The sequence below is a fragment of the Solwaraspora sp. WMMD792 genome (assembly GCF_029626105.1).
Classification (GTDB): Bacteria; Actinomycetota; Actinomycetes; order Mycobacteriales; family Micromonosporaceae; genus Micromonospora_E.
In genome coordinates, this window is the sequence record NZ_JARUBH010000009.1 from 2467177 (window position 1) to 2487930 (window position 20754).

The window sequence follows — 20754 nt, forward strand, 5'->3', positions numbered from 1 at the left end:
TACGGGTGGCTGGCTCTACGCGACGGTATGGAGGTCGACGATGATGCGGCAAGGCAAAGTGTCCGATCCCCCAGCCAACGCCTGGAGGATCCCATCTCGACACGGATTGTTAACCGACGGCGTCTCCCTGGCACCAGGCCACCATGGTAGGGATTGAGCGACATGACCCTGGTACCTCACACCTCCAAGCCTGCGCACGATGTCGCCCCGCATCGCATCACCCTGACGACCACCGTCGGAGGCGGACTGGCCGAACCGGACAGGCCGCAGACCGCGCTCACCGCCGGAGAGCTCGCCAGGATGGTCGTCCGGGCCGGCGGCGGAGGCCGTGACGTGCAGGTGCTGGTCCCGGACGGTGCCCGGCACACCGCGGTGCTGCTGGCGCTCGCCGATCTACTCGGCCGGGACGTGCTGATCGTCCCGGCGGGCGCGGTTGCGAGCCGGCCGGCCGCGGACGCGGACGAACCGACCCCGGTGGACCGGACGACCGGTGCCGTGGTCGACTGGCTGCACGTCCAGCCGCCGTCGATGTCGACCAGCCTGCCCGGTTGGTACGACCTCGACGGTGGTCGGGTCCGGCCCCGTCGAGGCTGGGCCACCCTGCCGCTGCCCCGGGGTCTGTCCTTCACCACCCGTGAGGCGTTCCCGGTCGCCCGGGCCGCCGCAGCGCGGCTCGCCGGTGGTCATCCCGGGCTGGCCACCGTCGCGTTCAGCGTCGACGGCGACACACCGCTGCTGAGCGGATACGACGGCGTACGCACCGCTGCGTCCGGAACCGACCTGGCGGCTGCGCTGGCCGCCGTTCCGCTGTACGGCGGCGACCTGCGAGTCTGGCCGCAGGTGCCTGACCACCAACCGGCTTCCGGCCAGGGCTGCGCCAGCGGCGACCACAACGCTCCGGCGGACCCGAGCGGTCACCCGGCGGATCCGCGCGTCGACCCAGCGGACCGGGTCCTGTTCCCCGGCCTCGGCGCCGAGGTCACCGCCGGCCTCGCGGCATACCTGGCCGAACTGGCGGGACGCGTCGGTGCCACGGTCTGGGCACCGCCGACCGGTAGCCGGGTGGTGCTCCTCGACGGGGTCCGTGACCTCGCCGTTCGCGACCGCGACGGCCACCAGCGCGGCTGGCAGGCCTTCCGGCCGCCCGGCCCGGACCATCCGGACCGGTTCTGGTCCGACCGCGACGGACGGCTGGCGCCGGTCGGCGGAACCATGGACGCGGGCCTGTCGACCGCCGAGATCCGGCTCCAGCACCTGGGCGAGACCGGCGACGACGCGGCTGAAGAGACCGGCGAGGATGCTCCGCACGCACCGGCGGCCAGCGGTGTCGAACTGGTCAGCGTGGCCACCGAGGCCCGGCCGGCGGCGTTGCGCCGCTGGGCGACGGTCCGGCGACGCGACGGGCAGTTCCGGGTCGAGCTGGCGGTGCTGGACGACGGACGGTTGGCAGCCCGCCACGGCGACGGCGGGCTGCTCGCCCTCGGGCCACGGGAGCTACCGGCGCTGCTGCGCAGGGCCGGTTGGGCCGGCCAGGACCTGGCCCTGTTGATCTCGGTTCCACCGGAGGGTTTCGGGCAATTGCGGGCCCACGTGACAGCACTCGCCGACCAGATTCCCGCCGAGATCTGGGTGCCGGAGCCGGGGGCGCGACTGGCCGTGGTGCAGGGGCAGCCGCGGTCGTTGCGGGCCGCCGGTGAGCCGGCCCGGTGGTGCCGGCTGGCACCGTCCGCACCCGGCGCCACCGACCTGGTCACCGTGTCCGGGCGGTGGCGCAGCCACGACGGCTGGCTGGTACCGACGTCGGCGTCGCCCGGCCAGGGCCGGCTCACCACCGATCCACCGGCGACCGATCCACCGCCAACCGGCCGGCGACCGTCGATGGTCCCGGCCGCCCGGGGCAGCCGCGGGCACGGCGTGACCTGGTTGCCGGAGCGGCCCATGGTGAACGCCGAGCCGGTCGAGCTGTACGTCCCGGTCGGGCAGCCCGCTGCCCGGATCGCGGCCGAGGGACTGCCCACGGCGGAGCTGTTCGTCGTCGGTCAACTCGACGCGGACCGGCTCCGGACGGCACACCCCGACGCGGTGGCGCTGCGGGTGTCGGTGGCCCCAGGCGGGGCGGTGGTGACGACGGGGCTCGACGAGACCGCGCCCGCCGAGGTCCGCCACCTGCTGCGCGGTGTGGACAGCTACCTGCTGCCGGCCGGATGGTTGGACCGGGTCCAGGTGACCCAGGGCTGGACACCGGCGGGCCCCGGCGAGTGGCGGGCACAGCCGGACCTCGCTCCGACCTCGTTGTTCCTGCGTTGCACCGGCGCGCGGCACGGTGCTGACGGCCTGCCCAACGACGTGGTCCGCTGGCCGGCGGGGCGGCGCGCCGCGACCGCGTACGCCGTGCTGCCGGCCGCCGGCGGGCCTGACGGCGACCAGCTGGTGGTTTCCGACTCCCGACCGGCGACACCTGCCGACGGGGTGCGGTTGGTGCGGTTACGGATCGAGCCGGGCCAGGCGATCGACGTCGCGGCCAGCGCCGGCCGAATCGCGCCGCTGGCTGCGGTACGGTCCCGGCTGGTGGCGCTCAACGCCGCCGGTGTCGAGGTGCTGTTGCCGCCGCGCAACTACGACCGGGTCACCGTGACCCGGGTGTACGGCGCCGAGGGCGGCCACTGGGTCCTTCGTGCCCGGCGGGTCGAGCTGCCGTTGGCGACGCTGCTCACCCAGCCCGGCTGACCGGGCTGAACAGCTGCCACGGCGAGTCGTCTGCCGACTGCTCCGGCGGCACCGGCACCCGCGGCGGCGAGGCCGGCGAGCCGACGCGCGGCGCGACTGACAGCACCAGGACGTCGACACCCATGGCGCTCGCGTAGGCCGAGACGAAACCGCCGTCGACGGTGCCGACGTCACCGATGATCAACGCCACCGTGCCGGACAGACCGGCCAGGGGGGCGGTCATCCTGGCCAGCTGGCCCGGCGTCACCGGCACCTGCCGGGTCCGGCCGTCCGCGTCCAGCACCGGCACGAGAATCCGGTCGCCGGCAGCGCGCACGACCACCACCGGCATCTCGCCCGGGGGCAGGAGGTCGGCCGGCGACATCCGCTCCAGATCCGCGTCGTCGAGCAGCGCGAGCCCCGTCCGGTCGCCGGTCAACCGCTCGCCCAGCACCTGCTGCCCGTCGAGGTACCAGCGCCGGTCCGGCCTCCTGGTCAGGTCCGCCTCTCCGGCAGTCGGCTGCGCGGTCCCGGCGGGCGTCGCCGGGGCCGATGCCGTGCCCGCAACGGACGACGGGGTCAGCGCGGCGAAGATCGGATCGTGCTCCGGTTCCGTGGCAGCCGCCGTCGGCGGGCGGGCGGATGACGCCGGCTGGGTCCTGCTGCCGACCGCGGCCGGCCCCGCCCGCCGCGGCACGACGGTGACGTCGGACTCCTCAGCTGAGTCGGACTCGGACGAAGACTCCGCCTCGGATGAGTCGACCTCAGCCGGTGGGCCCGACGCTGCGCTCGCCCGGCGGTCACCCACCGGCGCGGTACGGCCGACTGGCGGTGCCCCGGCGGTGGGAGTTGCCGCAGGCACGGGATGGTCCGCCCCGGACCCGTCGTCAGAGTCGGAGTCAGACTCCTCATCCGACTCCGACTCCAGATCCGGCTCCGGATCCGGCTCCAGATCCGAGTCTTCGTCCGAGTCGGATTCGGAGTCGCTGCCGGAATCAGCCTCGTACCCGGCCTCTGCCGTGCCCGAGCTGTGGCTCGACTCCACGCCCGTCGTGATGCCGCTGCCCGGCGGCAGCGGGATGGGCGCGGGAAGGCGCGCCGGCGGGTTTGCCGACATGGCGAGGAAGCCGTCCGTGACGTCGATGACCAGCGTGCCGGCCCGGCCGGATATGTAGACGGTGACGTCGTAGCGGTACTGGTAGTAGCTACGTAACGACTCGACGTTGCGCTCGGAGACGTCCCCGATCGACAGCTCACCACCGGTTTCCCGGGACCGCTCGACGGTGAACGGGGCGTCCGTGCCAAGCCGTACCCCCTTCGCGACGTCACCCCGGCCGGACGGCCCCAGGGTCACCGTGGTCCGGGACCCGCTGGTGTTCCCGGCACTCGGGGACGCTTCCTTCTGCCCGTATCTGCGGCCCTTCTTCCGGACGGTGAGCGGCTCCCCGGTCGACGACTCGTAGTACTGGACAGCCCGAACGTCGATACCGACGGTGATGTCCGTTCCGGGGATTCGGTACCCGTTGTCGAGCAGATCCCACACCCGGGACCGCATCGTCGATCCGTCGGCGTGGTCGCCGAGCGCCAGGGTGACGACGCTGTGCCACGGCAGGCCGGGCACCCGGCCCTCGACCACCGACGTCGGCGGCAGCTGTGCCGACAGGGTGGTCAGACCGGCGAACGCGCGCACCAGCTGGGCGACCTTGTCCAACGTCCAGGGATGCAGGGACTGGTCCGTGAGCAGATCCCGGTTGGCCTGCGGACGACTCGCCGATCTGGTGCCCCAGCGCACCGGCGGCGCGGCGGGAAACCCGGCGGGCCGCTGCGCGGTCGAGGAGACCCACCGCCCCCGCTGGTCGGCGGTCTCGGCGAGGTACGTCGGCACCAGCAGCTTCACCGTGCCGGTCAGCGGCGTCGCGGTGGCGCTCTCCCAGTCCCATTCCGTCAGCCGGTTGTCGAACCAGATCTGCCGGGCCCACTGCTCGCCGCCGTCGCGCAGCGAGCTGGCGAGGAAGAACGTCTCGCGTAGCGTCGCGGAGATCAGCTGCATCCAGTACGGTTTGTGGTTGGTCAGTCCGATCCGTACCTCGAACTCCATCGGCTGGATGAACTGGGTGGCCCCGCCCTTGACACCGACCCGGAAGATGTCCTTGTCGTCCTGGGTGACCCCGAGGTCCGACTCGTGCTCGCGGGAGTAGGCCAGCCCACCGGAAGCACCGGCGTCGGTGGCGTCGGTGGGCTTGCCGTAACCCTTGATCTTGACGACCGTCCAGGACCACTCGTTGCCCTGGGTCTCGGACCGGGACGACCCGTCCAACGCCTCGCCGCGCAACAACAGGTCCACGTCGCTCCGACTGCCGCTGGCCGTCGGCGCACCGGTGAACCGACCGGTCACCTCGATCAGCATCAACCGCAGATTGCGCAACGGACTCGGCACGACGAACAGCCCCCGTACGCCGGAGCCGACGAGCGCGGTCCACTGGTTCTCCAACGGCATGGACGCGAACTGGGCACGCACCGCGCGGCGCAGCAGGGTGTGCCGGTCGCCCGCCGGGATCAGCCCCTTCGTGCGCATGGTGTCTTCGATGAACGTCAGAACCGGGCCGGCCTGCAGTCGTTCCGGGTGGCCGAGGGCCTGCGCGAGATCCGGATCCGAGTAGATCGCGACGGGCGCCGCGGGTACCGCCGCCGGATCGGTGCCGGTCTCGGAATCCGCTGGATCGGTGCCCGTCTCGGAATCGGCCGGATCGGCTGGCGGCGCCGGCAGTGGCAGGCTGAGCTCGTCGGCGATCTCGACCGGCATCATGAAGTCGAGTCCGCCCGGCACCTTGAGGTAACCGGTCCGGGTGGTGCTCGTCGGCTGATCCGGCCGGTCGGGCTGGAAAAGGTCCTTCAGGTCGTTCCACTCCACGATCGAGGCTTCGATCAACACGTCGCCCTGGAAGATCCCTTTGTCCCCGCCGTACGTGGCGCGGCTGATGTCGGCGCTTCCGGCGCTCTCGGCGTTCTCCTCACCGACGGACCACTTCCGGCCTACGCCGGCGATCTCGACATCAACCCGGCCGATCGCGGCTTCGTCGTCACCGCTGGGGTTGGGGGCCAGGTAGCTGCCGCTCGGCGCGAACCCCAGCTTGGTGTCGGAACTCTGTTCGGCGCCGAGCTCGTGCTTGCCCGCGCGCTTGAGGTAATGCTCGATCTCGACCGTCCCGGAGACGCGGCCGGTGCCCGGCGGCACCACCCGGGCCCGGATGATCAGCACCATGTGAGAGGTGATGCCGCTTTCCAGCGAAATGATCCAGCCACGGCCGTCGGTCAACTCGCCGAAGTGGGCATTGAGGTGGTTCGGGATACCGATCTGCCACAGTTCGCGTGGCCAGTTCAGCGGATCGCTGAACCACTCCTGGGTCTGGCCGGTGGTCTGCCGGTAGAGGTCGGCGGCCAGCGCGACCAGCTCCGGCATCGTCACGAACGCGGTCTCGACGGCATTGACACCGTACAGGTCGAACCGGACGAAATCGAGAGAGTCGACGTCCTCCCGCATCGCCGACCACTGTGTCTCGACAGCGGCACCGGAGGTCAGGGTGTTCGCCTGGCGGACCTGGTCGAGGGTCAGCGGTGTCTCCGGGACGTGCTCGACCGGGGTGACGATGCCGGCCTGCGAGCCGAAGACCCAGGTGCGGCGTTGCCCGCCGACCTTCGACTCGCGGATCACGAACACGTAGGCCACACCGTAACCGTTGTCGACGACGTCGCCGGTGGTCTCGGTCCGGCGGTACGACTCGACCGAGACCGACCGGTCGTCGCTGTGCCCCGCCGAGTGACCCTTCTCCGCGCTGAACGGCAGCGCGACCCGGGCCTCCGTGGCGACCGGGATCACCGGACCTCCGCTGAACGCGACGGTCACGCTCGCGTCGTCGGCGATCGACCCGGAGTGGCCCTGCGCGACGATCGTCCGGGTGTTGACGCTCATCCCGTACCGGCTGCTGTCGCGATGCTCCTCCAGGTAGACCGTCAGCATGATGTCGTAGTCCTTGCCGCCGACGGTGACCGTGAACGGGTCGCCGACCAGCTGACGGTTGAGGTCGGCCTCCAACGCCGGACGGCCCAGTCGCTGGACGATCGTCTGGGAGGTGTCCCGGTCCAGCCGCGGCACCCCGGCGATCAGCCGCAGAGCCCGCTCGATGGTCTGCACCACGACTTCGGACCTCGGTAGCGACACCGGCACCCCCCAGCCGGTGCCGCGCCGGGTGGCCAGCGCGAGCGGCTCGCCCGCCGTCGGGGTGGCGATCCTCCGACCCCGGTGGTGCGGCATCGGCACCACCGGCTGGGTACGCGGCTGCGACGGCGGCGGCGCCGGCTGCCGCGGGTTGCCCGGCTGCGAGACGCCGAGCAGCCGGTCCAGGATCTGCCGGGGGTGGTACTGGACCATGTCCAGCGGCCCCGGTGGAGTCCGCGTCCACCGGGTGACACCCGGGGTCAGCACGGCACCGGCGATCGCCCGCTCGAAGCTCACCCGGTCGGGTTCGGCCACCCCGAGCTCGGCCGGCACGTCACTGAGCGACACCGAACCGAGCCGCTGGCCGTCCAGGTCGGTGTGCAGCGCGACCCGGTAGCGGACGAGGTAACGCGCCTGATCGGAGCGGCGGACCAGCACGACATGGTTGGACACGTCGCTGCTGAGATCCAGGGCCAGGCTCTCCCCGCCGGAGACCTTCAGCTCGACACCGAGCGTCCCGGTGGCCCGTTGGCCGGTTTGCCCGATCGTGTCGGTGCTCGGGTCGGCCATTCCGATCGCCGTGAACGACGGGTCGAACGCCAGTCCGCTGGTGACGGTCGCCCCGTCGCTCTGGCTGAGCACGACACTCATGTCGTCGCGCACCTCGACACCAGGTGCCGAGCCGATGTACTGGATCTTGGTGGGCGTCACGGTGAGGTTCAGACTGCCGTTGAGTCCGCCGACGGACAGCGAATCGGTGCGTACCCCGTTGGACAGCAGATGTGTGCTGCGGTTGATCAGACTGCGTTCGTTGAGCAGTTGGCGGGTACCGGCTGCGGCGACGGCGACCCGCTGCTGCGGTGTCAACCGGCTCCTGGCGAGCTGCTGGTGCCACTGGACGACGAGTGTGGTCAGGCCGATGGCGTTGAGCACCGGCCTGGCCCGGGTGATTCGCTGCTGCTCCTGCCGCTGCGGCGCCGGGGGTGTCTCGTGCCCCGGCCACCCGTTGTCCCGGTTGGCGTACTGCTCGGGCACCACGACCGTCAGTCCGCTCCGGTCCGGCGGAGCGGTGCCGGTGGAGCCGAACCGCCGGCCGTCGGCGTACACCTCGAAGCGCAGGCCGACGTCGAACATCTGCCGGTTCTTGACGAACATCTGCCGGCCGGCGACCAGGGTCCGGTTCTCCGACCGGGGATTGTCGAAACCTCCTTCGAGCTTGAACGGGAAGTTGAACATCAGCCGGCTGACCCGCTTGGCGAAACCAGTGAGGCCGACCAGCATCAGATCCATCGGCGCGGGAACCCCTCGGTCGACCCCGCCGCCGCGCGAGGTGTTCGTCGACCCCGAACCGAAGACGACCTTGTACGGAGCCGGGCCGGTCCGGGTCCGCTGGTGTGGCCGGCCGTTGTCGAGGACCGGATGAATCCAGACAAGACGATCACCGGCCAGTACGGTGATCCCCTGCACGAGGACGCGGTCCCACTTCTCCAGGAACTCGCTGTACCGCTCGTCGATGAACGGGTCCGGGGTGTTGTCCGCCGGCGCACCCGCCGGTGCGGGCGGCAACGGTGGCGCGGTGTAGAGGTCGATCAGCGCGTCGCGTACCGCCCGGCGGATCGCGTCCCGCTGCCCGGCCGGGAAGATGGCGGATATCGGACCAGCCATGAGATCCCTCAGCAGCTCACCGACGAGGTCCTCCGCCCGCTGTCCTGGTCGGGGGCCTGCCTGGTAGGCGTACATCTGGCCGAGCGCACCGTCGAACTGGGTGTACCAGGGCAGAGCAGGTGGCTCCGCGAACATCTCCGGCAGATCCAGATCGTCCGGAAAGTCGTCCGACCGCCCCGCGAACAACCCCGGCAGATCCAAATCATCCGGAAAGTCGTCCGACCGCCCGGCGAACAACCCCGGCAAATCCAAATCATCCGGAAAGTCATCCGACCGCCCCGCGAACAACCCCGGCAAATCCAAATCATCCGGAAAGTCATCCGACCGCCCCGCGAACAACCCCGGCAAATCCAAATCATCCGGAAAGTCATTGACCGGGAGAGCGCCCGACATGACCGGTGGCCGGCGTACCTGCGGACGGACCGCGTCGCCGTCGTCGCTTATCTCGCGGTCGGGGTCGTCGTCCTCGCTGGTCTCACCATCCGAGTCGGTCGCGGACTCCGGTTCGCCGGTCGTCGTGGTCCGCCGGTCCACTGGTCCGGCGATCGGACCGGACTCGGTGGTCACCGCAGACAACACCGGCGGCTCCGGGCGCGGACGATCGGCCAGATCATCGAGCTCGGTCCCGGGCTGTCCGTCGGCGGTCGGGCGGTCGACCGGGGTGGAAGCCTGCGACGTAGTCGGCGGACGGTTCGCAGCGGCTGGCGGCTGCTTCGGCGCACGTGGTGCGTACTCATCGGCGGTTGGCCGGACGGGCCGGTCCACGCCGTGATAGCCGCCGTCCTCACCGACCGGCCCGATGAGGACGTCCAGCAGATCCAGATGGCGCTGCCGCAGGCCGCCGTCGCGCCAGAGGTGCCACCTGTCCGCCGGCGTCGCCACGTCGTCGCCGGTGGGCTTGGGCACGGTGAAGTCGCCGAGCAGGCTACCGGGGACCGACCCGCTGCCGGACCTGTCGTCGCGCAGGCCCAGTTGGTGAGCGATTTCGTGCGTGTAGTACTCAGCCGCCGCGTCGGCCCACCATGAGTACTGGTGCATCTCCTGGTCCCGGTCGACCAGGTTCACCGTCAGGTGTGCGCTGTCCGGCGAATCGGCACGCAGCACGGTGACATGCAGGCGATCGCCGTTGCCCAGCTGATAGCCGGGACTGTTCAGGTGCTCGCGCACACCGGAGGCGAGTCGGTCGTGGACAGCGTCGACGCCGGCGGGTCCCACTCCGGTGTTGTCGTCGATCCACACCCGGACTTCGAGGTCGGTAAACCATTGACCGTCGTGGAACACCCGCCGCGCGTCGAAGCCGGACCGTACGACCAGCTGCTGCTCGCCGTCGGGGCCGAACCGGTGAACCGGATCGCCCCAGGCGTGCGTGCGAACTCCGACGCTCGCGTTTTCCCTGGCCGACGTCCAGGCGGCGTCGCTGGGCAGTGGCGGCGGCGGGACCGGGGTGACCACCGGCGATGGCGGCGGCTCCGGCGGGGTGTGCGTCCGCTGGTCGGCGACGTCGGCTCCTTGCCGGACCGGGTCGGCTCCTGCCGGGGCCTGGGCCGCCTGCTCTCCGTCCGGTTGGTCCGAGCCGCGATAAGGTGCCGCAGACTCCTCGACCAGATCTCCGTCGCCCGGCGCAGGGGACAGGAGTGGTGTCGGAACAGATTCCGTCGCGGGCGGACCAGCCGTCGCGGGCGGACCAGCCGTCACGGGCGGACCAGCCATCGGGGGCGGCGCCACCGTACCGCTCGGCACACTCGGCTCGGCAGTGACGACCGGCGCTGCCGGTGGTGCCGGGTAGGAGGGCGGCGGCGCGGTCGGCACCAGGGGATCCGGGTTCGGTGTGGTGCCGACCACTGGTGGTCGGAACACCCCCTCCGACGCGGAGGGGCCCGCCTCTGTGCGGTGTTCTGATCCGTCGATCAGGCCCGGGCGGTCTGGCCGGTCCGGTGTCCGCTCCCCCACCGGGCCGGGGCGGGGCGCGTCGCCCGCACCCTTCTCGTCGGCCACCGGGCTTTGGCCGGGCGGGGGCGGGGGCGTCGTAGGCGGCTGCGACGTCCCGCCGGACGGCGGGCCGGCGGTGCTGCCCCCGACGACCGGCACCGGGCCGAAGGTCAACCGGCCGAGCCAGTTGCCGAGCGGCTGCGCAACCTTGATTTCGGTGATGCTCTGCAGGACCGCGGCGGTGGCCGCGAGCCCGGGCATTCCCGGGTCGATGTCGACCTTGCCGTAGACAGCCGCCCCGGAGATCACCTCGCCGAGGGTCTCGCCGATCGCCGTTCCGACGGCCACTGACGTCAGGATGATCGGTAGACGCAGGTGACGTACGGGTGACGGTCCCCCGCCGGTACGCGGGCCCGGACCCGGTCCGACGTTCGGCCCCGGTCCGGGTCTTGGACCTGCGCCATCAGGGCCGCTGGCCCCGTCCCGCTTCACCGGGGGCGGGACCTTCTCGCTGAGTCCGCCGATACCCGGTCGCGGCCCGCCCGGCGGGTCGAGGTCGAATCCGCCCGGCCCGTCACGGCCCAGTCGCGGCGGCGGCAGAAACTTGCGCAGCAGGCTGTCGGTGATGACGTGCTGGAACAGGCCGGAGAAGTAGCCGCTGACGAACGACGATGCGCCGTGCTTGTCGTTGAAGCCGTCGCGGTTGCCCTTCTTGATCTGGTAGTCCTGTACACCGTACGACATGCCGGTCTCGATGACCCCGTCGATCGGGCCGTAGATGAAGACTCCCTGGCCGACTGTCTTGAACCAGGGCGAGTTGATGAAGGACTTGAACCAGGGGGTGTTGACGACGGTCTTGAACAGCGGCGACGAGGTGATCCGCAGGATCAGCCGCTGGATCCCCAGGCGGATCAGCATCCGGGTGATGGCGAACTTGACCGGCAGCAGCGCGGTCGACAACCCGAAGCTGAAGTAGGACATCGCCACGGCGATCGCGATCTCAACGAGCAGCACGATCAACTCGGCGATGATCATGAGCTTCATGTACTCGGCTTCGGTGGCGACCTCGCCAGCGAATGCCGCCAGCGCACGTGCCTGCTCGGCCGCGCCCTCCAGCACGGATATGTCGCCGGAGACAAACTGTTCCATGTGCAGGGCGAAGGCCTCGGCGGCCTGCCCGTCAAAGGACCGGCGGACGCCGGCCACCAGGTACTCGACGTGACCCTGCAGCTCACCGAGATCGCCGGAGACCGCGAGGTACAGGTCCTCAACGGTCCGCAGGATGTCCTCGTTGATGTCCGGCATCCGGGAGCCGGTGAGGACCATGTAGAGGTTGTTGACCTCGTCCGAGGGCTGGATCGCCACCGGTCACTCCGCCGACGGTGGTGAACTCACCACCGTCGGCCTGCGCCGCCGGCGTCCACCTCGCCCTGGTCGAAGATGTTGCTCACCTGCTGGCCATTCTCGTCGGTCATCAGCAGCACGCCACGAACTTGTTCGACGAGTACCTTCAGATTGTCGGTCGGTCCATCGACCTTGGAGCGGTAGGTCTGGGCGATCTCGTCGCCGGTGTTGCCCGCGCCGGCGAGATTGAGCTCGTGGATCTGCTCGATCGTGTCGCCGAGCCGCGCCAGGACCTGCTCAGCCTGGCCGAACCGCGCGAACCGGTTTCGCAGGTCCGAAGGAACCATCAGCTCAGACACGAGACTCCCCCGACCGACATCGGGCCACCGGGCGCCCGGCCGGCAGCGCTGCGGCAACTCTGCACGGTCAACGTGTCAGATCACCTCCCACCGGCACCAGTGGGCATCTCCCTAGTTCCGTCCCCGGGGGTCGGCGTCGAGTCCGCCGGCGGCGCGGGCGGCGCGGCGGATCGGGCCGAGCAGCTCCTCCAGCGGGTTGTCACCGACCATCGTGTCCCGGATGCCGGTTCCGCGTTCGACGAACGATCGCACCACCTGGTCGGTTTCCGCCGCCATCTTCTGCCGGGCCTGCTGGTACGCCCCGACGACGGCCTTGGCCAGATCGGTGCCGGCCATCGACCGGTACGCGCCACCGTGAAACTCGATGTCCGTCAAATCGCCCTGCGCACCCACCACAACGGTGATCGCCCGGTCGGCAGTGGTGACCGACGCGCTGCGCTCCAGCAACGACCGCTGCATCCGGGCCAGGTCCTCCTGGTAGCGGCGGACCTCGGCCATGCCCTGTTCGATCCGGGCCTCCCAGGCGGAGGTCATCAGCCGCCCAGGATGTTTGTGCCGCGACGATCCGAGTCGATGTGGATGTTCTGCATGTCGCTCAGCGCGAGCGCACCCTTGCCGAACGAGTTCTGCATCTGAGCGTCGGCCTGGGAGACGGCGACTTTGAACGCGTCCCACTGGGGACGGGATCCGTCGGCCGCGAAGGTCTGCTCGAACGGGGTCAGACCCTGCATGAGCTGCTGCATGGCGTTACGCATCTGGGTCGTCGCCTGCACCATGTCATCGATGGCCTGACTGAGGCCCGGGTGGTTCAGATGGATGTCGGCCATGGCCACTCCTTCGGTGAACAGACCAGCTGGTCGCCTCAGGCCCGGACACTACGGCGTACCCGGGCGGCGGGGCCAGAGTGGGACGGCACCGGACCGCGAACTCTAGTAACCACCCCAGGCTTGTGCCCGCCGCCGTGGAGCCCGCCACACCCGCCGGTACTCTGGTGCGCGAAACGATATTCCAGGTACGGTCCGCGGCGTCGGGGCCACCATATGGCGTCCGGTCCACGACAACGTGACGGGACGGCGATGCCCGCGTGACGCGCCAGGTGTTGACGGTCGACCCGTCCCGCCCCGGGGGCCACCGCACGATCACCGACGCTCTGCGCGCCGCCCACGCCGGCGCGTTGATCACGGTCGCCGCGGGTCAGTACGACGAGCGGCTGACCATCACCACCGTGGTCACCATCGTCGCCGCCGACGGTCGTGGTTCGGCGCGGATCACCACCCGCACCGGCCCGGTGGTCCGGGTGCTCGGCGAGGCCGTCAAACTGTCCGGCCTGATCCTGCAGGGCCAGGACGCCGAGAGCGCCACTTTGGAGATCCTGCGCGGTCAGGTGGAGACAGACGACTGCGAGGTCGTCGGCGCCGGCTGGACCGCAGTGCTGGCCGCCAATCAGGGCGCGGTGGCGATGCGCGGCTGCCGGGTGGTCAACCCGGAAGGCGCTGGGGTGGTCGACACCTCCGGCGCCGGCAGCGTGCTGGAGGACTGCGTCGTCGAGCACGTCGGAACGTCCGCACTGGTGATCGCCGAACGCGGCGATCCGGTGGTCCGTCGGTGCGTGCTGCGCGACGCCCGCGGCAACGGCATCTGCGTCAACGGGCAGGGTCGGGGGTTGATCGAGGACTGCGAGGTGTCGGCGACCGACAAACCGGCGATCGCCCTCGAACAGCAGTGCACCACCCGAATCCAGCGGACCGCCGTCCGGGACACCGACATCGGCGTCTACGTGACGAGCAAGTCCCGGGTCACGCTGACCGACTGCCAGATCAGCGACACCCGTAGCCACGGCATGGTTCTCGGCGACGTCTCCGATCCGGTCGTCGAGGGGCTACGGATGGACCGCCCCGGCGGTCACGGCATCTGCGTGGTCGAGCAGGCCCGCGGCACCTTCAACCGGTGTGAGGTCACCGAGGCCCGACTGGACGGGCTGTTCGTGAAGGGCGCCGCCGGGCCGGTGCTGACCGACCTGACCGTCCGGCGGTCCGGCGGCTGCGGCGTCGCGGTGCTCGAGCGGGCCAACCCGCAGTTACACCGGTTGACCGTCGACCACGGCACCGGGGCGGCGGTACGGGTCGACGACTCGGCGACCCCGCTGCTGCGCGACTGTCGACTGACCGGAACCGACGGTCCGGGTCTGCTGATCGAGGGCGGCGGTCAGGGCCGGATCGAGGGCGGTGAGATCGCCGACACCGGGGACGACGGCGTACGGGTCACCGGCTCGGCACACCCCCGGCTGACCGCAGTGACCGTCCGCAACGCGGCCCACAACGGCGTGTCCGTCGCGGGACGGGCCCGGGTGACCGTGACCGACTGCGAGTCCACCGGAGCCGGCGGGCACGGGATGCTCGCCGACGAGCAGGGGCAACTGGTCGCTGACCGGAGTCGCAGCCTGCGTAACCGTCGGCACGGCGTACAGGTCGCCGGCGCCGCCCGGGTCTCACTCACCGGCTGCACGGTGAGTGAGAACAGCGGCGACGGTGTCCGGGTCGACAGCGCCGAGCCGGTGACGTTGACCGACTGCCAGCTGACCGGCAACCGGGGTGTCGGCCTGCGCGAAAGCGTCGGCGCCGCCCGGGTCAGCGCCGACAACGTGGTGGACCGCGACAACGAGTCGGCCGCCGCCACCGGCCCCGACGGGCTCCCCGCAGAGCCCGGTCCGGACGACAGCCCGCTACGCCAGTTGCAGGCCATGGTGGGGCTGCCGACGGTGAAACGGCAGCTGACCAGCCTCGTGGACCTGAACCGGATGGCCCAACGACGGCGGGCCGCCGGTCTGCCGGTGCCGCCGACCAGCCGGCACGTGATCTTCGCCGGCCCTCCGGGCACCGGCAAGACCACCGTCGCCCGGCTCTACGGTGGCATCCTCGCCGAGCTCGGTGTGCTGCGCAGCGGGCACCTGGTCGAGGTCGGCCGGGGAGATCTGGTCGCCCAGGTGATCGGCGGCACGGCGATCAAGACCACCGAGGTGTTCACCGCCGCGCTCGGCGGGGTGCTGTTCATCGACGAGGCGTACACCTTGACCGCGCAGGAGTCCGCCGGTGGCCACGACTTCGGCCGGGAGGCGATCGACACCCTGGTCAAGCTGATGGAAGATCATCGCGACGACGTCGTGGTGATCGCCGCCGGCTACTCCGACGACATGCGCCGGTTCGCCGCCTCCAACCCCGGGCTGGCGTCGCGGTTCAGCCGGACCATCGAGTTCGACAACTACACCAGCGACGAGATGGTGACCATCGTCGGTCAACTCGCCGAGCAGCACCGCTACCGGCTCGGGCCGGGCACCGCCGAGACGCTCGCCGCCCACTTCGACCGGATGCCGCGCGACCGGACGTTCGGCAACGGTCGCACCGCCCGGCAGACCTTCGAGGAGATGGTGGACCGGCAGGCCGGCCGGCTCGCCGCCCAACCCGACGTGGACGGCGACGAGCTGAGCACGCTGCTGCCGCCCGACGTCGGCGAGCAGCACACCACCGGGCCGGACCCGACGGACATCCCCGGCCCGGTCGAGCGGCTGCGTGGCATGACCGGCCTGCAGGGGGTCAAGGACGCCGTCGAGGATCTGGTCAACCTGCTGGCTGCGGCCAGGATGCGCCGCGCCGCCGGGCTGCCCGCGATGTCCATCGACAACCATCTGGTGTTCGCCGGGCCGCCCGGGACCGGCAAGACGACGGTGGCGCGACTCTACGGGGAGCTGCTGACCTCACTCGGGCTGCTGCGGACCGGGCAGCTGGTCGAGGTCGCCCGGGCGGACATCGTGGGTCGATACATCGGTCAGACCGCGCAGCTGACCCAGGAGGCGTTCGAACGCGCCCGGGGCGGGGTGCTGTTCATCGACGAGGCGTACACGCTGACCTCGACCGGCGGCGCGATCGCCGACTTCGGTCAGGAGGCGGTGGACACGCTGCTGAAGCTGATGGAGGACCACCGCGACGACGTCGTGGTGATCGCCGCCGGCTACTCGACGCAGATGCGCCAGTTCCTGGCGTCGAACCCCGGGCTGGCGTCCCGGTTCAGCCGGACCATCACCTTCGACAGCTACTCCGACGACGAACTGGTGTCCATCGTCGAACAGGCTGCGGCCGCCGACGGGTACGAGTGCGATCCGCGGACCGTGTCGGCGCTGCGGGAGCATTTCGCCGCCGTACCCCGGACCGAGACGTTCGGCAACGCCCGGTACGCGCGGACGCTGCTGCAGGCCATGGTGACCCGGCAGGCCGGCCGGCTGCTCGCCCGGCCCGGGGCCAGCGTCGACGAGCTGCGGCTGCTGCTGCCCGACGACCTTCCGCAACGCGTCGGCGTCGGCTGACCGGCCCCGGTCAGCCGAATCTGGTCGATCAGCTCCGGTCAGCCGGCCCTCGCCACTCGGGCCCGGTCAGCCGGCCAGGTCCGGCGGCGGGTCGGGCTCGATCAGAGCGGTCTGCACCTCGGTCACCCGCCGCCGGGTGATGTGCTGTGCCCGGCCGGTCGGCAGCACCCGGGGCCGGACGTTGTTGAACAGCACCCCTTCGGCCGGTGGGCAGGACAGCAGCAGGGCCGGACTGTTGACCTCCATCAGGGTCCGCAGCAGCGGGTCCATCATGGCCCGGGACAAACCATTCGCGCTGCGCGCCACCACCAGGTGCAGGCCCAGCTCGGTGCCCTGGGCTAGGAACTCCAGCAACGGGCCGAACGGGTTGGCCCCGGACGAGTTGGACACCATGTCGTAGTCGTCGACCACGAGGTAGAGCTCCGGGCCCTGCCACCAGTCACGACGACGCAGTTGCGCCGGGGTGATGCTGGAGTCGGGCAGGCGCTGACGCATCGCCCGCGCCACCGACTCGACCATCTGCTTGATCCCCGACGCCGACACCCCGTAGCCGAGCTGATGCTCGGTGGGGATGGCATCGTAGAGGCCACGTCGCACGTCGACCGCCATCACCCGGGCCTCGTCCGGGCGGTACCGGGCCACCACGGCGGCGGTCACCAGCCTGAGCAGATTCGTCTTGCCGGTCTCGGCGTCACCGGCGACGACCAGGTGCGGGCTCTCCTCGAAGTCGTGCCACTGCACGCCCAGGGTCTGCCCCTCCCAACCGAGCGGCACCCGCAACGAACCGTCCGCCGCCGGCAACCGGTCGGCGGTGAGCACCACCGGCAGCATCCGTACCGCCGGGGCCCGCCGGCCCGGCCAGGCGGCGTGGACCGCGTCGACGGTAGCGGCCACCCCGTCACCCGGGTCCCCGGCATCGCGGACCAGATGCGACAGCCGTGGCAGCGCGGTCAGGAAGTGCAGTTTGGTCTCGGTGATACCCCGGCCGGGGATCTTCGGCACGGTCTGCGCGACCCGCATGTTGACCATCGAGTCGACGGCGTCACCGAGCCGCAGTTCGAGCCGGGTGCCGAGCAGGTCCCGCAGGTTGGTGGAGATCTCGCCCCACCGGGCCGCCGCCACCACCAGGTGCACGCCGTAGCTCAGCCCACGGGACACGATGCTGGTGAACGCCGGGGTGAGGTCGATCAGGTCGTGCCGGACGGTGGCCCATCCGTCGACGACCAGGAACACGTCACCGTGCGCCTCGTCCGGGAACTCGCCGGCGGCCCGCCGGCGGCGGAAGTCGACCATCGAGTCCACTCCGGCGGTGGCGAACAGCCGTTCCCGGCGGCTCATCACCTCCAGGACCTCGGCGATGGTCCGGCTGATCCGCTCACTGTCGAGCCGACCGGCGACCCCGCCGACGTGCGGCAGCCGGGCGACGCCGGAGAGCAGGCCACCGCCGAAGTCCAGGCAGTAGATCTGGACCTCGTCCGGGGTGTGCGACAGGGCCAGGCTCATGATCAGCGTACGGAGCAGGGTGCTCTTGCCGCTCTGCGGCCCGCCGGCGACGCCGACGTGTCCCCCGGCCCCGGCGAGGTCGACGGTGAGCAGATCCCGTCGCTGGTCGAAAGGGCGGTCCACGACCCCGACCGGGACGGACAGCTGCGCTGGATCCGCTCGACGGCGCCAGGTCAGCCCGCGCGCCGGGTCGGTGGTCAACGCCGGGAGCAGGTCGTCGAGGGACGGCGGGTCGCCCAACGGCGGCAGCCACACCTGGTGGGCCGGCGGGCCGCTGTCGCGGAGCCGGTCCAACGCGGTCTCCAGCAACGACGGCGCCTCGTCGTCGGTGCCGGACTCGCCGGGATCAGGTTCCGCCTGCGGCGGTTGGTCGGCACCGGGCGGGTCGACCCAGCCGCTGCGGTAGGGCAGCACCCCGGTCGCGACGCCGGCTCCGGGATCCGAACGCCGGGCTGGCCGGTACCGGCCCGAGACGTAGGCCGCCTTGAACCGCACCATCGTCGTCACGTCGGTCTTGAGGAACCCGTTGCCCGGCTGCGACGGCAGCTCGTACGCGTCCGGCACGCCGAGGACACCGCGGCTCTCCATCGCGGAGAAGGTCCGCAGGCCGATCCGGTACGACAGATGCGACTCGAGCTGGTGCACTCGGCCCTCGTCGAGCCGCTGCGAGGCCAGCAGCAGGTGCACACCGAGGCTGCGACCGAGCCGGCCGATCATGACGAACAGGTCGATGAAGTCCCGGTGCGCGGCGAGCAGCTCGCTGAACTCGTCGACCACCACGAACAGGCTGGGCAGCGGGGCGAGTGCCGGGTCGGTGCGGGCGCGGCGGGCCGCGTAGTCGGCGGCGGAGGTCACCCCGACCCGGCGCAGCACCTCCTGACGGCGGACGATCTCGCCGTTGAGGGCGTCCTCCATCCGGCCGACCAGCGCTTCCTCGTCGGCCAGGTTGGTGATCACCGCCGAGGTGTGCGGCAACTGGTCCAACCCGAGGAACGTCGCCCCGCCCTTGAAGTCGACCAGGATGAAGTTGAGTGCCTCCGACGAATGGGTCAACGCCAGCCCGAGCACCAGGGTGCGCAACAACTCCGACTTGCCGGACCCGGTGGCGCCGATCAGCAGCCCGTGCGGGCCCATCCCGCCGCGCGCGGACTCCTTGATGTCGAGTTCGACGGCGCGCCCGTCGGCGGACACCCCGATCGGGACCCGTAGCCGCCGTTCGGCCGGCCAGCGCTGCCACAGCTGCGCCGGGTCGTGCCGGTTCAGGTCGGCGATGCCGAGCATGGAGGTCAGCTCGACGTCAGCGGTCAGCGCCTCCCCGCCGTCCAGTCCGCCGCTGAGCCGCAGCGGGGCGAGCGCGGTGGCGAGCGCGGTGGCGGTCGCCGGGCCGAGCCGGGTCGGGCGGCCCAGCACGGTCACCCGTTCGGACTGGTCGGGGGCGGCGGTGACGGACTCGACCTGCTGCGCCGAGATCCGCAGCCAGAGTGTCTGCGCCCCGGTGCGCCACGGCAACGCGCCGGCCAGGTCCAGCACCGTGACGTTGCGGTACCCGTCGTACCGGATCCGGTGGTTGTCGGGTACCTCGACGCCGTCGAGCAGCACGATGACGTACGGCTCATCGACACTGGCGACCGCGTCGGCGGTGAACCCACCTCGGGCGGCGAACTCCGCACCGAGCAGACGTTCCAGGTCGGCCACCCGGTCGGTGAACAGCCGGACGGGGCCGGCACCGTCGTCGTCGGCCGGGTGCAGGGCGTGCGGCAACCACTTGATCCATTCCCACCGTTGCCGTACCGCGCCGTCGGCGACGACGACGATCCGGACCTCCTCCGGCCCGTGGAACACCGCCATCTCGGCGAGCAGGGCCCGCACGAGCGCCACGGCGGTGGACCGATCGCCGTGCAGCAGCACCCGGGCGTAGCGGGCGAGGGTCACCGTGATCGGCTGGTCCGGCACGGTGCGGTACGCCTCGACGAAGCGCCGCAGGGCGTGGGCGGACAACGGTTCGAGGTTCTCCACCGGCTTGGTGTGCAACGGGTGGAAACGCAGTCCGAGTGGCTGCACCCCGGTGGCCACCCGGACCTCGGTGAAGTCGTCGTGACTCGGACGACGTTCCCACATCCGGGAGGTGCCGACGAAGTTCGGCAGCGCCTGCGGATCCGGGTGGCGCCACTGCTGGGCCCGATGGTGGCTGATCACGGCGGCCCGCACCTGCCGGCGGATCCGGCTCAGGTAGCTGAGGTAGTCGCGCCGTTCGCCGTGCAGCTGTCGCTTACGGTCGCGTGCGGTCCGGACCACCTGGCTCAGCACCATGGCCAGGGCGGCGATCAGGATCAGGCCGACCGCGAACACGGTCAGGCCGGCACCGCCGCCGCCGACCGGCCGCAGGAAGATGATCACCATGCCGAGTGAGGCGAGCGCCATCGGCAGGTAGCTCAGCATCTGTGACAGGCCGCTGACCGGCTCGGGAAGCTCCGGTGGCTCCTGGAGGGTCATGTCACCCTCGACGGCTTCCGGTCCAGGTGGCCGCGGCGGCCGTCGGATCAGCAGCGTGCTCACCGCGCCATCCTGCGCCGCGGCCCGTCGACAGGCCAGGAGGCCGCGATTGTCTGGGGATTCACCCAGTCTCCGATGGACCGGTTGGACAACGCTGCGGCCGGGGGACTATCCAGTGTGAT

7 protein-coding genes are annotated in these 20754 nt (G+C 71.1%); 2 read left to right on the plus strand and 5 right to left on the minus strand.

Annotation, left to right across the window (positions count from 1 at the left end; all coding sequences use genetic code 11):
- Positions 1–162 precede the first annotated feature (162 nt).
- The gene (locus tag O7629_RS12630; protein ID WP_278169371.1) at positions 163–2727 is read left to right on the plus strand and encodes a hypothetical protein; all 2565 of its coding nucleotides are present in this window, start codon (positions 163–165) and stop codon (positions 2725–2727) included.
- Here O7629_RS12630 and O7629_RS12635 read toward each other — a convergent pair.
- The 4 genes from O7629_RS12635 to O7629_RS12650 are packed head-to-tail and all read right to left on the minus strand — an operon-like array spanning position 2711 to position 13046.
- Positions 2711–11881 (minus strand): hypothetical protein, encoded by a 9171-nt coding sequence (locus O7629_RS12635; RefSeq protein WP_278169372.1) that lies wholly within the window; start codon positions 11879–11881, stop codon positions 2711–2713. The two genes, O7629_RS12630 and O7629_RS12635, sit on opposite strands and share 17 nt — an antisense overlap.
- 26 nt (positions 11882–11907) lie before the next feature.
- Positions 11908–12276, minus strand: coding sequence for a hypothetical protein (locus O7629_RS12640; RefSeq protein ID WP_278169373.1), 369 nt, complete (start codon positions 12274–12276; stop codon positions 11908–11910).
- A gap of 54 nt (positions 12277–12330) precedes the next feature.
- The gene (locus O7629_RS12645) at positions 12331–12753 is read right to left on the minus strand and encodes a YbaB/EbfC family nucleoid-associated protein (RefSeq protein ID WP_278169374.1); all 423 of its coding nucleotides are present in this window, start codon (positions 12751–12753) and stop codon (positions 12331–12333) included.
- Positions 12753–13046 carry a hypothetical protein gene (locus tag O7629_RS12650; RefSeq protein ID WP_278169375.1) on the minus strand — a complete coding sequence of 98 codons (294 nt, stop codon included), beginning with the start codon at positions 13044–13046 and terminating at the stop codon, positions 12753–12755. Before O7629_RS12650 ends, O7629_RS12645 begins: the two co-directional genes overlap by 1 nt.
- 257 nt (positions 13047–13303) lie before the next feature.
- Between O7629_RS12650 and O7629_RS12655 the strand changes: the two genes are divergently transcribed.
- Positions 13304–16576 (plus strand): right-handed parallel beta-helix repeat-containing protein, encoded by a 3273-nt coding sequence (locus tag O7629_RS12655; RefSeq protein WP_278169376.1) that lies wholly within the window; start codon positions 13304–13306, stop codon positions 16574–16576.
- 66 nt (positions 16577–16642) lie between these two features.
- Here the strand turns inward: O7629_RS12655 and eccCa are convergent, their stop codons facing one another.
- Complete coding sequence (gene eccCa, locus O7629_RS12660; protein WP_347403727.1) at positions 16643–20572, minus strand: type VII secretion protein EccCa; 3930 nt, start codon at positions 20570–20572, stop codon at positions 16643–16645.
- Positions 20573–20754: the final 182 nt, after the last annotated feature.